General features: G+C 65.9%; 12 protein-coding genes. All 12 read right to left on the bottom strand.

All coding sequences use genetic code 11. The annotated features are described in order from the left end of the window. Nucleotides 1–47 precede the first annotated feature (47 nt). The 12 genes from C7438_RS06980 to C7438_RS06925 all read right to left on the bottom strand — a co-directional run bounded on the left by C7438_RS06980 (nt 48) and on the right by C7438_RS06925 (nt 15,340). On the bottom strand, nt 48–4,319 hold the full coding sequence (locus C7438_RS06980) for a PolC-type DNA polymerase III (protein WP_170143627.1): 4,272 nt from the start codon (nt 4,317–4,319) through the stop codon (nt 48–50). Between the two features lie 59 nt (nt 4,320–4,378). Further along, the gene (locus tag C7438_RS06975) at nt 4,379–6,106 is read right to left on the bottom strand and encodes a proline--tRNA ligase (RefSeq protein WP_121444645.1); all 1,728 of its coding nucleotides are present in this window, start codon (nt 6,104–6,106) and stop codon (nt 4,379–4,381) included. 65 nt (nt 6,107–6,171) lie between these two features. Next, entirely contained in the window at nt 6,172–7,272 is a 1,101-nt protein-coding gene (gene ispG / locus C7438_RS06970; protein ID WP_121444644.1) for a flavodoxin-dependent (E)-4-hydroxy-3-methylbut-2-enyl-diphosphate synthase, read from the bottom strand. Between the two features lie 76 nt (nt 7,273–7,348). After that, the gene (gene rseP, locus C7438_RS06965) at nt 7,349–8,854 is read right to left on the bottom strand and encodes an RIP metalloprotease RseP (RefSeq protein ID WP_170143626.1); all 1,506 of its coding nucleotides are present in this window, start codon (nt 8,852–8,854) and stop codon (nt 7,349–7,351) included. 34 nt (nt 8,855–8,888) lie between these two features. Beyond that, nucleotides 8,889–10,070, bottom strand: coding sequence for a 1-deoxy-D-xylulose-5-phosphate reductoisomerase (locus tag C7438_RS06960; protein ID WP_245956560.1), 1,182 nt, complete (start codon nt 10,068–10,070; stop codon nt 8,889–8,891). A gap of 145 nt (nt 10,071–10,215) precedes the next feature. Next, the gene (locus C7438_RS06955; protein ID WP_121444642.1) at nt 10,216–11,022 is read right to left on the bottom strand and encodes a phosphatidate cytidylyltransferase; all 807 of its coding nucleotides are present in this window, start codon (nt 11,020–11,022) and stop codon (nt 10,216–10,218) included. A 27-nt stretch (nt 11,023–11,049) separates the two neighbouring features. Beyond that, nucleotides 11,050–11,829: an undecaprenyl pyrophosphate synthase gene (uppS, locus tag C7438_RS06950; RefSeq protein WP_121444641.1), complete on the bottom strand. Its 780-nt coding sequence runs from the start codon at nt 11,827–11,829 to the stop codon at nt 11,050–11,052. Between the two features lie 116 nt (nt 11,830–11,945). Then, on the bottom strand, nt 11,946–12,503 hold the full coding sequence (gene frr, locus C7438_RS06945; RefSeq protein WP_121444640.1) for a ribosome recycling factor: 558 nt from the start codon (nt 12,501–12,503) through the stop codon (nt 11,946–11,948). Then, entirely contained in the window at nt 12,484–13,245 is a 762-nt protein-coding gene (gene pyrH, locus C7438_RS06940) for a UMP kinase (RefSeq protein ID WP_121444639.1), read from the bottom strand. Before pyrH ends, frr begins: the two co-directional genes overlap by 20 nt. Before the next feature lie 6 nt (nt 13,246–13,251). Continuing rightward, the gene (gene tsf, locus C7438_RS06935; RefSeq protein ID WP_121444638.1) at nt 13,252–13,908 is read right to left on the bottom strand and encodes a translation elongation factor Ts; all 657 of its coding nucleotides are present in this window, start codon (nt 13,906–13,908) and stop codon (nt 13,252–13,254) included. A 78-nt stretch (nt 13,909–13,986) separates the two neighbouring features. Beyond that, nucleotides 13,987–14,784 (bottom strand): 30S ribosomal protein S2, encoded by a 798-nt coding sequence (gene rpsB, locus C7438_RS06930; protein WP_121444637.1) that lies wholly within the window; start codon nt 14,782–14,784, stop codon nt 13,987–13,989. Nucleotides 14,785–14,950: 166 nt separating this feature from the next. After that, entirely contained in the window at nt 14,951–15,340 is a 390-nt protein-coding gene (locus C7438_RS06925; protein WP_121444636.1) for a hypothetical protein, read from the bottom strand. Nucleotides 15,341–15,431 lie beyond the last annotated feature (91 nt).

Raw genomic sequence — 15,431 nt, 5'->3', positions numbered from 1 at the left:
GAGGGGGAAGCACGGGAGCGCGACGGGAGGAGGTCGGAAGACAAGCGTCAGAAGAGGGTGAGCTGATCCGTCTCCGGAAGTAAATCGAGCGAGCCGAGCTGCGCGAGGGCGTCGACGACGTTCCGGGAGAGCCCCGTCCGTTCCTTGAGGTCGGCGAGCGAGGAAAACGGCCGCTCCGAGCGGGCGCGGACGACCTTTTCCGCTTGGGCGAGGCCGAGCCCGGGGACCGCCGTAAGGGGAGGAAGGAGCTTGTCTTCCAGGGGGAGAAACCTGCGGGCGTCGGAATGCTCGAGGTCGACCGGCAAAAGGCCGATTCCCCGCCCGAGCATCTCGTAGACGAGCTCGAGGGCAGTGAGGGCGCTTCGCTCTTTCGCCGTGAGGTCGTTCCCCTTGGCCTTGAGGTCGAGAATCCTCTGGCGGACGACGTCGCGCCCTTGCAAGGCCAGGGGAAGATCGAGGTCGGCGGCGTGCGTCGTGAGGATTGCGGCGTAGAAGGCCGCAGGGTAGTAGACCTTGAAGTAGGCGATGCGCAAGGCCATGAGGACGTACGCCACGGCGTGGGCCTTGGGGAAGAGGTACTTGATCTTGTTGCAGGAGCGAATGTACCACTCGGGAACCCCGTGCTCGCGCATGAGCGCCTCGTCGTCGGGCGTGAGGCCCTTCCCCTTGCGCACCTGTTCCATGATCTTGAAGGCGCGCTGGGGCAGGATGCCCTTGTGGGTGAGGTCGACGAGGACGTCGTCGCGGCAGCCGATGACGTCCCGCAGTGTCGCTTCCCCGCTCTGAATCACGTCGCGAGCGTTGCCGAGCCAGACGTCCGTCCCGTGGCTCAACCCAGAGATCTGTACGAGTTCCGCGAAGCTCGCAGGCCGGGTTTCCTCGAGCATTTGCCGGACGAACGGCGTACCGAACTCGGGAATTCCCAGCGTCCCCGTGCGGACGTCGATCACCTCGAGGGCCACGTCCGGCCCGAGGACTTCGGTCCCGCGAAAGAGGGCGAGGACCTCCGGATCCGTGACAGGGACACTTCGGGGATCGACGCCCGTGAAGTCCTGGAGCATCCGGAGGATCGTCGGGTCGTCGTGGCCGAGGATGTCCAGTTTGAGGAGGTGATCGCTCAGCGCGTTGTAGTCGAAGTGCGTCGTCCGCACTCCGGAACTCGGGTCGTCGGCCGGGTGCTGCACCGGGGTGAACTCGTGGACGTCCCGCGTGCGCGGCACGATGATGAGGCCCCCGGGGTGTTGTCCGGTCGTGCGTTTCACGCCGATGATTCCTTGGGCGAGGCGCTCGAGCTCCGCCTTGCGCAACCTGCGCCCCGTCTTTTCCCCGTACGTGCGGGCAAAGGAAAAGGCCGTACGCTCGGCGACGGTGGAAATCGTCCCCGCGCGAAAGACGTACGCGGGACCGAAGAGTTCTTCCACATAGCGGTGGGCTTGGGCCTGGTACTCTCCAGAAAAGTTCAGGTCGATGTCCGGGACCTTGTCTCCTTCGAACCCCATGAAGGTTTCAAACGGGATATCGTGCCCGTCCCGGTGAAGCGGCGCTCCGCAGCGCGGACAAGCCTCCGGCGGGAGGTCGAAGCCGGAACCCACCTTCCCCGGCGGTACGAGTTCGAAGTAGTGGCAGCGCGGGCAGACCTTGTGTGGGGGAAGGGGGTTGACCTCCGTAATTCCGATGAGGTGGGCGACGAGGGACGAGCCCACGGAGCCCCGCGATCCGACGAGGTAGCCGTCGGCAAGGGACTTCTGGACCACGCGTTGGGCGCTCATGTACACGACGGCATACCCGCCGCGGACGATGCTCGTAAGCTCGCGTTCGAGGCGGGCGGCGACGAGTTCGGGCAACGGGTCCCCGTAGCGGCGGCGCGCCTCGCGGTAGGCAAGTTCCCGAAGCTCTTCTTCCGCACCAGGGAGATCCGGAGTGTGAAGCCCTTCCGGGTACGGACGAAGCTCGGGGATCGATTCGGCGATGCGGCGCGGGGCGTGGATGACGATTTCCTCCGCGAGCTCCCCCACGTACGGGCGAAAGGCGTCCAGCATCTCCTCGGTCGTGCGGTAGTACGCGGAACCGATCCTCTCCGGATCTTTGGTGGGGATCCCGTTTTGGTTTACGAGGAGGACCTTGCGGAAGACGATGTCCTCCGGCTCCAAATGGTGGACGTTCCCCACGGCGACGACCGGTTTCCCGAGCTCCCGGGCGAGGGTGAGGAGTTTAGAGAATACTTCCCGCAGGCGATCCTCCGTGAGGTCTTCCACCTGCGCGAGGTAGAGGTCGGGCGGCAAGAGCTCCACGTAGTCGTAAAACTCGAGAATCCCGCGGAGGACGTCGGGCCCTTTGTTCAGCGCCGCTTCGAACACCTCGCCTTCCTCGCAGCCACTTCCCACGAGGAGGCCTTCGCGATGCGCCTCTAAGACGCTCTTGGGAATGCGCGGCACCCGGTAGAAGTACTCCGTATGGCTCAAGGTGACGAGCCGGTAGAGGTTGCGCAAGCCCTCTTCGCTCGTCGCAAGGAGCGTGGCGTGGTACGGCCGGGCGCGCGAAGCTCCGGCACCGCGGGCGTTGGCCAGGCGGGCCAGGGCGTCCTGCGTCCGAACCCCCCGTTCCTCTACGACCTGCTCGACGAGCCGCCAAAAGACCTGCGCCGTAGCCGCCGCATCGTCGAGTGCGCGGTGGTGCCGCTCGAGGGCGACGCCGTAGGTTTCGGCGAGCGTGTCCAAGCGGTGGTTGCGGTGGTTGGGCAAAAGGAGGCGGGCGAGCTCGAGGGAGTCGACGACGGGGCGCTTGAGCGGCGGGAGTCCCATGCGCCTGAGGGCCGCCTGGAGGAAACCCACGTCGAAGCGGGCGTTGTGGGCGACGAGCGTCGCGTCTTGTGCGAACTCCAGAAAGGCGTGTACGGCCTCCCGTTCCGAAGGTGCCCCCACGAGGTCTTCATCCCGGATTCCCGTAAGGGCGACGATCTTCGGAGGAAGGGGGCGTTTCGGATCGACGAAGGTCCGAAAGGTCTCCACGACTTCCCCGCCTCGAAACTTCACGGCGGCGATCTCGATGAGCGCGTCGAACTCGCTGGAAAGCCCCGTGGTCTCTACGTCAAAGACGACGTACGTGTCCTCGAGGAGATCCCGCGGCTCGGGATCGTGGACGATCGGCACGGCGTCGTCTACGAGGTAGGCCTCCAGGCCGTAGATCACCTTTACGCCTAGGGCCTTTCCCAGCTCGTACGCTTCAGGGAAAGCCTGTACGACGGCGTGATCTGTGATCGCCAGGGCGCCGTGCCCCCACTCGGCGGCGCGGCGGACGGCGTCGGCGACCTTGAGCGGCGCGTCCATGGCGCTCATCGCCGTGTGCAGGTGGAGTTCCACGCGGCGGACGGGGGCGAGGTCCAGGCGTTTGGGACGTTCGATCGCCTCGACCTTACGCGCGCTCAGGACGAAGTCCTGGTCGTACGTGTCGTAGTGGACGTTGCCTTCGGCGCGGATGGCGGCTCCTGGACCGAGGTTTTGGAAGCGCTCTTCCTCCGCCTCGTCCCGGGGAAAGACCTTCACGGCAATGCTGTCCGTTCCGTCCGTGATCTTAAAGACGTAGCGCGTCCCGCCGGACTTCACGGGCCGCGTCTCCACGGCAAAGATCGTGCCCTCCACGGCCACGCGCGGCATGTCCTCCGTCAGCTCTTCGATAGCCAAGAGGGGCACGCCGTGGTTTGCTTCCGAAGGGCGCTTGCGGACAGGGCGCACACAGCGCTCCCCTCCCTCGCCACCCGCCGAGAAGAGGTCGCCCCCTCCGTGCGTTGGAGCGTCTCCCGCCTGCGACCCGTCGTCTACAGGGAGGACTTTGCGGACGGGAAGGCCGAAGAGCCAGCGGACGTAGGCGGCGAGTTCTTCGATCCCGGCTTCCGAAGGGAGACCTGCCGCCGTGGAAAAGTGCACGACGAGCACGCCCGCACGCCCGTCGAACGCGAGGCGAAACCCGTCGGCGTACGCCGCGAGGTCTTCGGTAGCCGCCGCCCATTCCCGAAGCTCGCGGGCGACCTCCGCGACGAAGGACGCGGGATCGAAGGGCTTCAGGTACTCGGGGTGCAGGTCGAGGCGAAGCCCGGCCCGATCCCGAAGGCGTGCGGCAAACGTCCGGCCCCACGTGAGGTAGGGGGCCACGGGCGGAAAGGCGGGCACGACGAGGCGCAGACGCCAAAGCCGTTTGCGGCGTACGACTTCGAGGCGCCTGAGCTCCGCCTGCGCCAAGAGGCGTAGGAGGTCTTCCGAAGGCCCTTCGTCTGCGAATTCCGGGGTGAACTCCCGGAGAAGGCGAAACAACCGCTCGTCCATTCCGTTCATCCCCTCCGCGGAAACGCAGCTGCGCCGCGCGCCGCACGCTCACCCGAGTCCTAGGCGGAAAAGGCGCGCCGCGCTTCGGCGATGCGGGCGGCGATCACCTCCGCCGCCTCCGCGAGGGGAATGGGGTCGACGGCGCGCGTCCGGCGCTCCTTCCACTCTACGAGGCCTTCTTCCCGCGTGCGCGCTCCTACGACGACGTGGTAGGGGATGCCCAAGAGGTCGGCGTCCTTGAACTTCACGCCGGCGCGGTCCGGACGGTCGTCGTAGAGAACCTCGACGCCCCGGCGCGTGAGCTCCTCGTAGAGGCGTTCCCCCGCCTCCCGAAGCTCCGGCTCGGCCATGTTCGTCACGAGGAGGTGTACTTCATAGGGAGCGACGCTCAGCGGCCAGATGATCCCGTCTTCGTCGTGGCTCTGTTCGACGATCGCCTGAACGAGGCGGGAAACGCCGATCCCGTAGCTTCCCATGACGATCGGGCGCTCGCGCCCCTCCTCGTCGAGGTACGTAGCCCCCAGGGCCTCGCTGTACTTCGTCCCGAGCTTGAACACATGCCCGACCTCGATTCCGCGGGCGAAACGGAGGGGGGCACCGCACTTGGGGCAGACGTCGCCCTCCCGCACGGTCCTGAGGTCGTAGTACCCCTCGGGTTCGAAGTCGCGGCCGGGGTTTACGCCGAGGAAGTGTTCGTCGTCGCGGTTCGCTCCCGTAGAGGCGTTGCGCAACGCGCGTACGGCGTGATCCGCGAAGAACCGAACGCCGACCACCCCGATGGGCCCCACGAAGCCGGGGCCCGCCCCGAACGTGCGGCGGATCGTCTCCTCGTCGGCCATTTCGAGCGTCTCTGCCCCGAGGACGCGGCGCACCTTAGCCTCGTTTGCCTCGTGGTCGCCCCGCACGAGGACGACGACGACCTCCCCGTCGGCGACGTAGACCACGTTTTTGATGATCTTTTCCGGAGGCAGGCCGAGGGCCGCCGCCTGCTCGGCCACCGTCCGCGCCCCCGGCGTGCGGACGCGCCGGAGGGGTTCCATAGGTTCTTCCGGCGGCGCCTCTTCGCGGACGACGACCTCCGCCCGCTCGACGTTGGCGGCGTAGTCACACTGCGGGCAGTAGGCGATCGTGTCCTCGCCGATGTCCGCGAGGATCATGAACTCGTGGCTCTCGGAGCCGCCCATGGCCCCCGTGTCCGCGAGCACCGCCCGCGCCTCCACGCCGAGGCGGCGAAAGATGCGCTCGTACGCGCGGTACATCGCCCAGTAGCTCTCCTCGAGCCCCTCCTCGTCGCGGTCGAAGGAATAGGCGTCCTTCATGAGGAATTCCCGCCCGCGCAAAAGCCCGAAGCGCGGCCGGTACTCGTCGCGAAACTTGGTCTGGATCTGGTAGAGCCTAAGCGGGAGGCGCTTGTAACTTCGCACCTCGTCGCGCACGAGGGCGGTGATGAGCTCTTCGTGCGTGGGGCCGAGGGCGAACGGACGGCCGTGGCGGTCCTCGGCGCGAAACATGAGTGGCCCGAACGTCTCCCAACGTCCGGAGGCCTCCCACACCTCTTTCGGCTGAATCACGGGGAGGAGGATCTCCTGGGCTCCGGCACGATCCATTTCTTCCTCGATGATCCGCGAGATCTTTTGCAGTACGCGGTAGGCGAGGGGAAGGTAGGCGTACACCCCGCTTGCCACCTGCCGCACATACCCGCCCCGAAGGAGGAGTCGGTGGCTCGTGACTTCGGCTTCTTTGGGATCTTCGCGCAGCGTCGGGGCGTAAAGCGCAGATTGGCGCATGCTTTCACCTCTTCTTCCGCGGGAATCCGGGTGCTTCGTCCCCCTTCGGAGAACGTCCTTGCGCCTTACGGCAGCGGCCGGGACGCGGGCGCATTTTCGCGCTCCCACTCGGCCGCCAGGCGCTCGACTTCTTCCATCAGGGCGTCAAAGAGTTGCGCCTCGGGAACTTTGCGGATCACGCGGCCCTTACGGAAGATGAGCCCTTCCCCTCGTCCGCCCGCCACGCCGACGTCGGCCTCCCGCGCTTCCCCCGGACCGTTTACCGCACAGCCCATCACGGCGATTTTGATCGGCACCTTGAGGTGGCGTACAGCTTCCTCGACGCGGTTCGCGAGGGAGATCTGGTCGATCTGCGCCCGGCCGCACGCCGGACAGGCGATGACGACGGGTTCTCCCGCGGGAAGGCCAACGCTTTTGAGGATCGCCTTGGCCACCCGAATTTCCTCTTCCGGAGGAGCCGCGAGAGAGACGCGAATCGTATCCCCCAGACCTTCCAAAAGGACGGCGCCGATTCCGACGGCGCTCTTTATGCCCCCGGCAAAGAACGTCCCCGCCTCGGTCACCCCCACGTGAAGGGGATACGGCCGAAGTTCGGCCATCTTCCGGTAGGCGGCGACCATCGTCGGGACGTCCGAAGACTTCAGGGAAATCACGATGTCCGTAAACCCTTCCTCTTCGAGGATCTCCACGTGCCGCAGGGCGCTCTCCACCATCGCCTCGGCGGTGGGCGAGCCGTACTTTTCGAGCAACTCGCGCTCTACGGAACCCGAGTTCACCCCGATGCGAATGGGAACGCGCCGCTCGCGGGCTGCGGCGACGACGACACGCACGCGCTCGCGCCCGCCGATGTTCCCCGGGTTGAGGCGGATCTTGTGCACCCCTGCGTCGATCGCCTTGAGGGCCAGGCGGTAGTCGAAGTGGATGTCGGCGACGACGGGGAGAGGCGATTCGCGAACGATCTCCCGAAGCGCTTCCGCGGCCGCCTCGTCGAGGACGGCAAGGCGCACGAGTTCACAACCCGCGTCCGCAAGGCGGCGAATCTGTGCCAAGGTGGCGCGAACGTCCCGCGTATCCGTCGTCGTCATGGACTGAATCACGACGCGGTCTTGCCCGCCGATGCGCACGCCTCCTACCCATACGGGTTTGGTCTCCGTCCGGCGGTACACTCCGTCCTCCCCCTTTCCGCAGTGCGGCGACCGATCCCAAACGCGCAAGATCCGGCCGAAAAAGTATAGCTCCCGATCAACCGCCCAAGAGCATCTGGACGTCCTTCCACGTGACGACGAGGATGAAGAGGAGGAGAAAGGCAAAGCCGATGAGGTGGATGAGGTTTTCCTTGGCCGGATCGAGGGGACGTCCCCGCACCCATTCCACCCCGAGAAAGAGGATCCGGGCCCCGTCGAGGGCGGGGATGGGGATCAGGTTGAAGATCCCGAGGTTGAGGCTGAGGAGGGCGGTCCAAAAGAGGAGCGCCTCTACCCCGCGCTTCGCCATCTCCCCCGTAGTGGACATGATGAGCACAGGTCCCCCGATTTCCGCAAGCGGGTTCTGGGCGACGAAGAGGTGCCCCAGGGCGCCGAAGATCATCGCCGTCCACCGCCAAAGTTCTTCCGGTGCGCGGATGAGCGCGAGGACGGGAGTGTGGAGGATCGCCTGCTGGACGCCCAGCTGACCCTTGACGGTAACTCCGAGCTCGCCCGCGGCGAGGTCGTAAGGTACGTCCACAGGGCGAAGCTCTTCGCCTTCTGGACGTTCAACGGTGACGACGATCCGTTCCCCTCGGTGCGCCTGGAGGTAGGCGTCGAGCTCCGAAAGGCTCGCAAAGCGCCTGCCGTCGATCGCCAGGATTCTGTCCCCCGGTTTGAGCTCCTTTCCCGCCGGTACACGCTCGACGATGAACCTCACTTCCGGCGTAAGCGTGACCGTACGGCGCACGCCGTCCTTCTCCAGCGTGACCTCCACCGGTTTTCCGGCGTACAGGGAGACGGCCGGGCCGAGTTCGTCCCACGTACGCACGGGTACGTCCCCCACGGCGACGATGCGCTCCCCGGGAACGATGCCCGCCTGTTGGGCGGGGGAATCGGGAAGTACCCCACCTACGACAGGGTCTTCGCTGGGCACGCCGCGCACGAGAAAGTACACGAAGAAGAGGAGGAGGGCCAAGAGGATGTTAAAGACGGGGCCGGCGGCCAGCACGGCAAGCCGCTGGCCGATCGTCTTGCTCCCGAAGAGGCGATCCCGGGGGGCAAACTGCACGGGACCCTCTGCGGTGACGATTTCCAAGTCGGGGCGGGCATACAGAACTTCCACTCCGCCGGAAGGATCGGCAACCACGAGCTCTAAGCGGTCTACGAGGCGGGAGGCACGCACCTCCGCCTCCCTCGCGCCGCGGATCCAGGTCTCCGCCTCCTTCCGGCGTTCGAGGGCCTCGGGGAGGACGATGCGGGCGATGCGGCCGTCGGATCCCTCGACGAGGTAGATGCGCGTTCCTTCGGGGATTTCGCCCTCTTCGGCCTCTTCGCCGGCCATGCGGACGTAGCCCCCGAGGGGGAAGAGGCGGATGCTCCACGTGGTTTCTCCCCGCTTCCACGAAATGAGCCGCGGGCCAAAGCCGATGGCGAACTCGCGGATCAAGATCCCCGCCCGCTTCGCAAACGTGTAGTGGCCGAACTCGTGCACGAAGACGAGAAGCGTGAACACGCCGGCGATCGCCAGCGCTACGTAAATCCCGGACAACGGTTCGGGCACCGAGTTCACTCCCGTTCGATCGTTTTCCCTGCGATCACCCCGAGTACGCCCGCGCGATGCGCCGCGCCGCCTCCTCCCGCGCCCAGCGGTCCGCCTCCCGGAGTTCGGTAAGGGTCGGATGCGCAACGGGAACGTGGGCGTCGAGCACGGCGGCGAGGAGGTCTTCGACGGCGTGAAACCCAAGCCGCCCTTCGAGAAGCGCCTGCACGGCCACCTCGTTTGCCGCGCTCAACACCGCCGGGTACGTCCCACCCGCCTTGCCCGCACGGTACCCCAGGCACAGGGCGGGGTAGCGTTCGCAGCTCGCCGCCCGGAAGTGCAGGGTGCCCACGCGCGCGAGGTCGAGGCGGGGGAAGGAGTTTGCGGGGCGCTCCGGGGCAAAGAGGGCGTACTGAATGGGAAAGCGCATGTCGGGGACGCTCAGGACGGCCTTCACGTTCCCGTCTTGAAATTCTACCATAGCGTGCACGATGCTTTCATCGTGGAGGAGGACGTCGATCGCCTCGTAGGGCACGTCGAAGAGGAAGTGCGCCTCGATCACCTCGAGCGCCTTGTTCATCATCGTCGCCGAGTCGATCGTCACCTTAGGGCCCATGGCCCAGTTCGGGTGGCGCAAGGCGTCGGCCGCCGTGACACGGACGAGCTCTTCGCGCGAGAGGTGGCGAAAGGCGCCGCCGGAAGCGGTGAGGATGAGGCGCCGGATGCCCGCGCGCGGTTCGCCCGCGAGGGCCTGGTACACGGCGGAGTGCTCGCTGTCCACGGGTACGATCCGCCCCCCGCCGCGGGAAAGCGCTGCGAGGAGGAGTTCCCCCGTGGCGACGAGGGCCTCCTTGTTGGCGAGGGCGATCGTCTTCCCGGCCTCCGCCGCGGCAAGCGTCGGGATGGCACCAGAAAACCCCACGAGGGCGGAGACGACGACGTCCGCATCCGGGTGCTCGGCCAGGGACACGTACCCCTCTTCCCCTACGAGGATTTCCGGCCGGGGAGAACACCTCCGGGCCGCGAGCTCCGCGGCGAGCGCCTCCGCCGTCTCCCCGTCGAGCACGGCCACCGCCCGCGGACCAAACGCGCACACCTGTTCGGCAAGCCGACCCGCGCTTCGCGCCGCAGCCAATCCGACGACTTCGAACGATTCCGGAAACTCCGCCAGGACTTGGAGCGTCTGCACGCCGATAGACCCCGTGGAGCCGAGGATGACCACGCGTCGCATCTCCATCTCCCTTTCGTTCGTTCCCCAGTGGGCGGAAACTTCCCTCCGAAAGCAAAAGGCATGGGGAACTCCGCCGCAGGTGTGCCCTTGTTCCGGCGGACGGGATCTCCTCTCACGAGGGCACGGGGACGATTCGAGCGGAGCGAACGGCTCAGAGGAGGCCGAGAAAGCGGAAAAAGAAGTACGCAATCGGGTAGGCGACGATCATGCTGTCGAAGCGGTCGAAGAACCCCCCGTGTCCCGGGAGGAGGTGGCCAGAGTCTTTGACCTGAAAGGCCCGCTTGATCGCCGATTCGATGAGGTCCCCGACCTGCCCGGCAAACGAAAGGATCCCCCCCAGGAGAAAGACCTGCCCGAAGGAGAGCGGCAGGCGGAAGCCGCCGGCGGAAAGGAGGGCGGCGAGAACGCCGAGGAGGAAGCCACCCAAGGAACCCTCCCACGTCTTTTTCGGGCTCACGTTGGGGAGGAGTTTGTGGCGCCCGAAGAGCCGCCCGGCGAGAAAGGCACCGATGTCCGTGGCCCAGACGACGAAGGCGACGAACAGGGTGTAGGCGGCCGTTCCGGGAAGCACGCGCAAGAGGTAAAAGTAGTGGAACCCGAGGCCGATGTACACGACGCCCAAGAAGACGTAGGTGAGCCTTTGGAGGGAAACCTCCTCGCGGTAGAGGACGTAAAAGAAGAGAAGGAGGAAGGCGGCGAGCCAGAGGAGGTCTTTGAGGTCGCGGGTGTGGAGGGAAAACCTCGTCGAAAACGCGTAGCCGAAGACGAGCCCCCAGGTAAAGAGGACCCCGAGGACGTTCAAAGGAGTCAGGAAACGTCGTTCGTACATAGCGGCGAACTCGAGAAAGACCGCCGTCGAAATCACGAGCAAGAGAAATGAGAAGGCAGGCCCACCCAAGACGATGAGCGAAACGACGAGGAACCCGCCCACGAGCGCGGTGACAACCCGCGAAGCCATGCGCTCCCCTCCCTACACCGAAAGCCGCTACCGCCTACCCCCGTCTCCCAACGCTCCGAAGCGCCGCTCCCGCTCCGCGTACGCGCGGAGCCCCTCGAGGAAGTCCTCCCGCGTGAAATCCGGCCAAAACCGCGGGGTAAACCAGAGTTCTGCGTAGGCCGCCTGCCAGAGGAGAAAGTTCGAAAGCCGCATCTCACCGCCCGTGCGAATGATGAGGTCGGGATCGGGCAAGTCGGCGCTCAACAAAAAGCGAGAGATGTCTTCCTCGCGAAGCGCTTCCACGTCCGACCACGCGAGCGTTCCGTCTCGCACGGCGTACAGAATCCTTTGCAGCGCGTACACGATCTCGCGGCGGGAGCCGTAGTTCAGGGCGAAGTTCAGCACAAGCCCCGTATTGCCCTCGGTTTCCGCCACAGCCTGCTCCACTGCTGCGCGCGTGTGGGGCGGAAGTTCGTCGAGAAAGCCCATCACGCGAACGGAGACGTTGCGTTCTTTGAGTTCCGGAAGGTCGCTTTCGAGAAACCGCGTGGGGAGGGAGAGGAGGAATTCGACCTCTTCCCGCGGACGGCGCCAGTTTTCCGTAGAAAAGGCGTAAAGGGTGAGCACGCGGATGCCGAATTCGTCGGCGGCGCGCACCGTTCGGCGAACGGCACGCATGCCCGCCTCGTGCCCCGCAATCCGCGGGAGTCCGCGTGCCTGTGCCCAGCGCCCGTTCCCGTCCATGATGATCGCCACGTGCTGCGGCAGGCGATCGACCGAAGGGAGCTCTTCCCGCTTGCGCGCACGCCCACGCCCGAACGGCCACATCTCCGTCGCCTCCGTCCCGCACGAGCTCTACCCAAACCGCGCCCAAATAGAGGACACCCCCCGACCCGGTTCGGCCGGGGGGCGGGCCGAGTGGGTCCCGCGGCACCAATCCCAAGTCAGATCTCGAGGAGTTCTTTTTCCTTTTGCTCCAAGAGGGCGTCCACGCGCCCTACCATCTGGTCCGTGAGCTTCTGCACGCGTTCCTGCAGGCGGCGCGATTCGTCTTCGGAGAGAAGCCCTTCCTTCTCGCGCCGGCGGAGCTCTTCGATGGCGTCGCGACGCACGTTGCGGATGGCCACGCGGGCATCTTCGCCAAAGCGGCGAACGAGCTTCGTGAGCTCTCTGCGCCGCTCTTCCGTGAGCGGGGGGACGACGATGCGGATCACCTGGCCGTCGTTTTGCGGGTTCAAGCCGAGCTCCGCCTTCTGAATCGCCCGCTCGATGGCCGCGAGGGTGGAACGGTCCCACGGCTGGACGACGAGGAGGCGGGCATCCGCGACGGTGATCGTCGCGAGCTGCTGGATTGGCGTGGGTACGCCGTAGTAGTCAACGGTCACCTTTTCCAGGAGGGCCGGCGTCGCGCGTCCCGCGCGGACGGTGCTCAGCTCCGAACGGAGGACCTCGATCGCCTTTTCCATGCGCGCTTCGGCGTCTTTAAGAACTTCTTCGGACATCTCCGTCCCCTCCGATGAACGTTCCGATCTCCTCGCCGAGGAGGATGCGGCGGATGTTGCCCGGCGTGAGGAGGTTGAAGACGATGATCGGGATCTTGGTATCCATGCTGAGAGAAGATGCCGTGGAGTCCATGACGCCGAGCTTCTTGTTGAGAAGGTCGAGATACGTGAGGCGGTCGTACTTTTGCGCCGTCGGATCCACCGCCGGATCGGCGGAGTACACCCCGTCTACCCGGTTCTTCCCCATGAGGATCACGTCGGCCTCGATTTCCGCCGCGCGCAGCGCCGCGGTGGTATCCGTGGAAAAGTAGGGATTCCCCGTACCTGCGGCGAAGATCACGACGCGGCCCTTTTCGAGGTGGCGAATCGCCCGCCGGCGAATGTACGGTTCCGCCACCTCGCGCATCTCAATGGAGGTCTGCACACGGGTGGGCACGCCGAGGCGCTCCAAGGCGTCCTGCAGCGCGAGGGCGTTGAGCACGGTCGCGAGCATCCCCATGTAGTCCGAGGTCGCCCGGTCGATCCCGCGGGCCGCGCCCTTAAGCCCTCGCCAGAAGTTTCCCCCGCCGACGACGACGGCGATCTCTACCCCGAGATCCCGCGCGCTGCGGATTTCCTCCGCCACGGCGGTGAGCACGTCGGGGTCGATGCCGAAGCCCTTTTCCCCGGCCAGAGCTTCTCCGCTCAGCTTGAGAACGACGCGGCGAAACTTCGGCGTCCCTTTGCGCTCTTCCTCCCCCACGCTCTCTCACCCTTCACGGCCCAACTGCGACATCACTTCCTGGGCGAAGTCCTTGGTCTCCCGCTCGATCCCCTCGCCCAGCTCGTAGCGGACGAAGCGGCGGATGTCCACCTTCTCGCCCGTCTTGGCGATCGTCTCCTCGAGCAGGTCCTTTACCGTGCGGTTTGCGTCGCGAATGTACGGCTGTTCGAGGAGGACGACCTCCTTGAAGAAGTTTTCCAGCTTGCCTTCGGCGATGCGGGCGGCGATGTTCTCCGGCTTTCCTTCGTTCTTGGCCTGTTCGAGGTAGATCGCCCTTTCCCGTTCGATGACCTCCGCGGGGACGTCCTCGCGCCGCACGTAACGCGGCTTAAAGGCCGCAATCTGCATGGCGATCTCCCGGGCGAACTGCCGGAAAATCTCCGTCTTGGCGACGAAGTCCGTTTCGCAGTTCACCTCCACGAGGACGCCAATGCGCCCGCCGGCGTGGATGTACGCCTCGACGACGCCTTCGGCGGCAATGCGGCCCGCCTTCTTTGCCGCCTGCGCCTTCCCCTTCTCGCGCAGGATCTGTATGGCGCGCTCCATGTCTCCGCCTGCTTCTTCGAGCGCCTTTTTGCAGTCGAGAAACCCGGCGCCTGTGCGTTCGCGAAGCTCCTTGATCTGATCGGCGCGTACGGTCACGCAGTGTCCCTCCTCGAAAGATCTCCCCGCCGCCTCCGTCTGTCGGCGGCGGGATCGGGGAATCCGGCCGAAGACGGGTCAAACTTCGGCGTCGCCTTCCGGCCGGGCAAAAAACGCCTCGTCGATCTGCACGTCCTCCTCGGCGGCGGGTTCCTCCGCGGCCTGCGCGGGTTTCCCCGCCGCTTCGGGGGTGAGTCCGCGGCGCCCCTCGAGGACGGCATCGGCCATCTTCGACGTGATGAGGCGGATGGCGCGAATCGCGTCGTCGTTTCCGGGGATGACGTAATCGACCTCGTCAGGATCGCAGTTCGTATCCACGATGGCGACCACGGGAATCCCCAGGCGGCGCGCCTCCGACACGGCAATGCGCTCTTTCCGCGGATCGACGACGTACATCGCGTCCGGAAGCCGCTTCATCGTCTTGATCCCGCCGAGGAAACGCTCGAGGCGCTCCTTTTCCTTGCGAAGGAGGATGACCTCCTTTTTCGGAAGGACGTCGAACGTGCCGTCCTCCTCCATCCGCTCGAGTTCATGAAGTCGGGCGATGCGCTTTTGGATCGTCTGAAAGTTCGTGAGTGTGCCCCCGAGCCAGCGGTGGTTTACGTAAAACACGCCAGCCCGCTCGGCCTCCTCCCGGATGGCCTCCTGCGCCTGCTTCTTCGTACCTACGAAGAGGATGTCTCCCCCTTCCGCCGCGACGTCGCGGAGAAAGCGGTAGGCCTCCTCCAGGAGCTTCATCGTCTTCTGCAGGTCGATGATGTAGATCCCGTTTCGCTCGGTGAAGATGTAGCGCGCCATCTTGGGGTTCCAGCGGCGCGTCTGATGGCCAAAGTGCACTCCGGCTTCCAACAGCTGCTTCATGGATACGACGGCCATGCGATTCCCTCCAGATGGGGTTCCCTTCCGTCCCCCGACCGCCCGCGCGGCACCCCAGTTTGGGAGACGGTGCGTGGTGGGTAAATCCTGTGTAACTATAGCACAGCCCCTTTCCTCCCCGCAAGGAAAGGGGCCGACGCGTGCGGCTTTGGAACTTCGGGAAACCCTAGAGGCGTTCGTCCAACAACGCCCCCGCAGAAGGCGGAAGCCCTATCCCCCGCCCCGACGAAGGTTTCTCGGAAGTCTCGGGAGAAGGGTGTTTCCCTTCCCGCTTTCCTCCCCCGGTTTCTTTCCGCCCGCCTTCGCCGCCCGCGCGATACGGGGCGAGCCCCGATCCGCTCCCTGCCCCCCGCGCACGGGAAGGGGCACTTCCTGGAAGAAGGCCGCGATCGCCGGAAAGGGATGCGGCAAGGGTGAGGTTTGCCTCGTTTTGGCGAGCGTCCATCCGCTCCCGGAGGTACGGCTGGACGCTTTCGCGCGCCTGAAGTTCGAGGGACCGTACCACGCCCTCGTACAGCGTGCGCGTCAGGGCGATTTGGAGCTCGACGAGACGCACGTCCCTCCCCCTCCCGGGACGGAGGCGGAATCGCCCGCAGACGGCGGCCGGAGACCGCTACTTTGGCGTCCGAGAGTCCGTCCCCGGAAGG

Source organism: Brockia lithotrophica (assembly GCF_003633725.1).
GTDB lineage: Bacteria > Bacillota > Bacilli > Thermicanales > DSM-22653 > Brockia > Brockia lithotrophica.
This window is presented reverse-complemented; position numbering and strand designations above follow the sequence as displayed.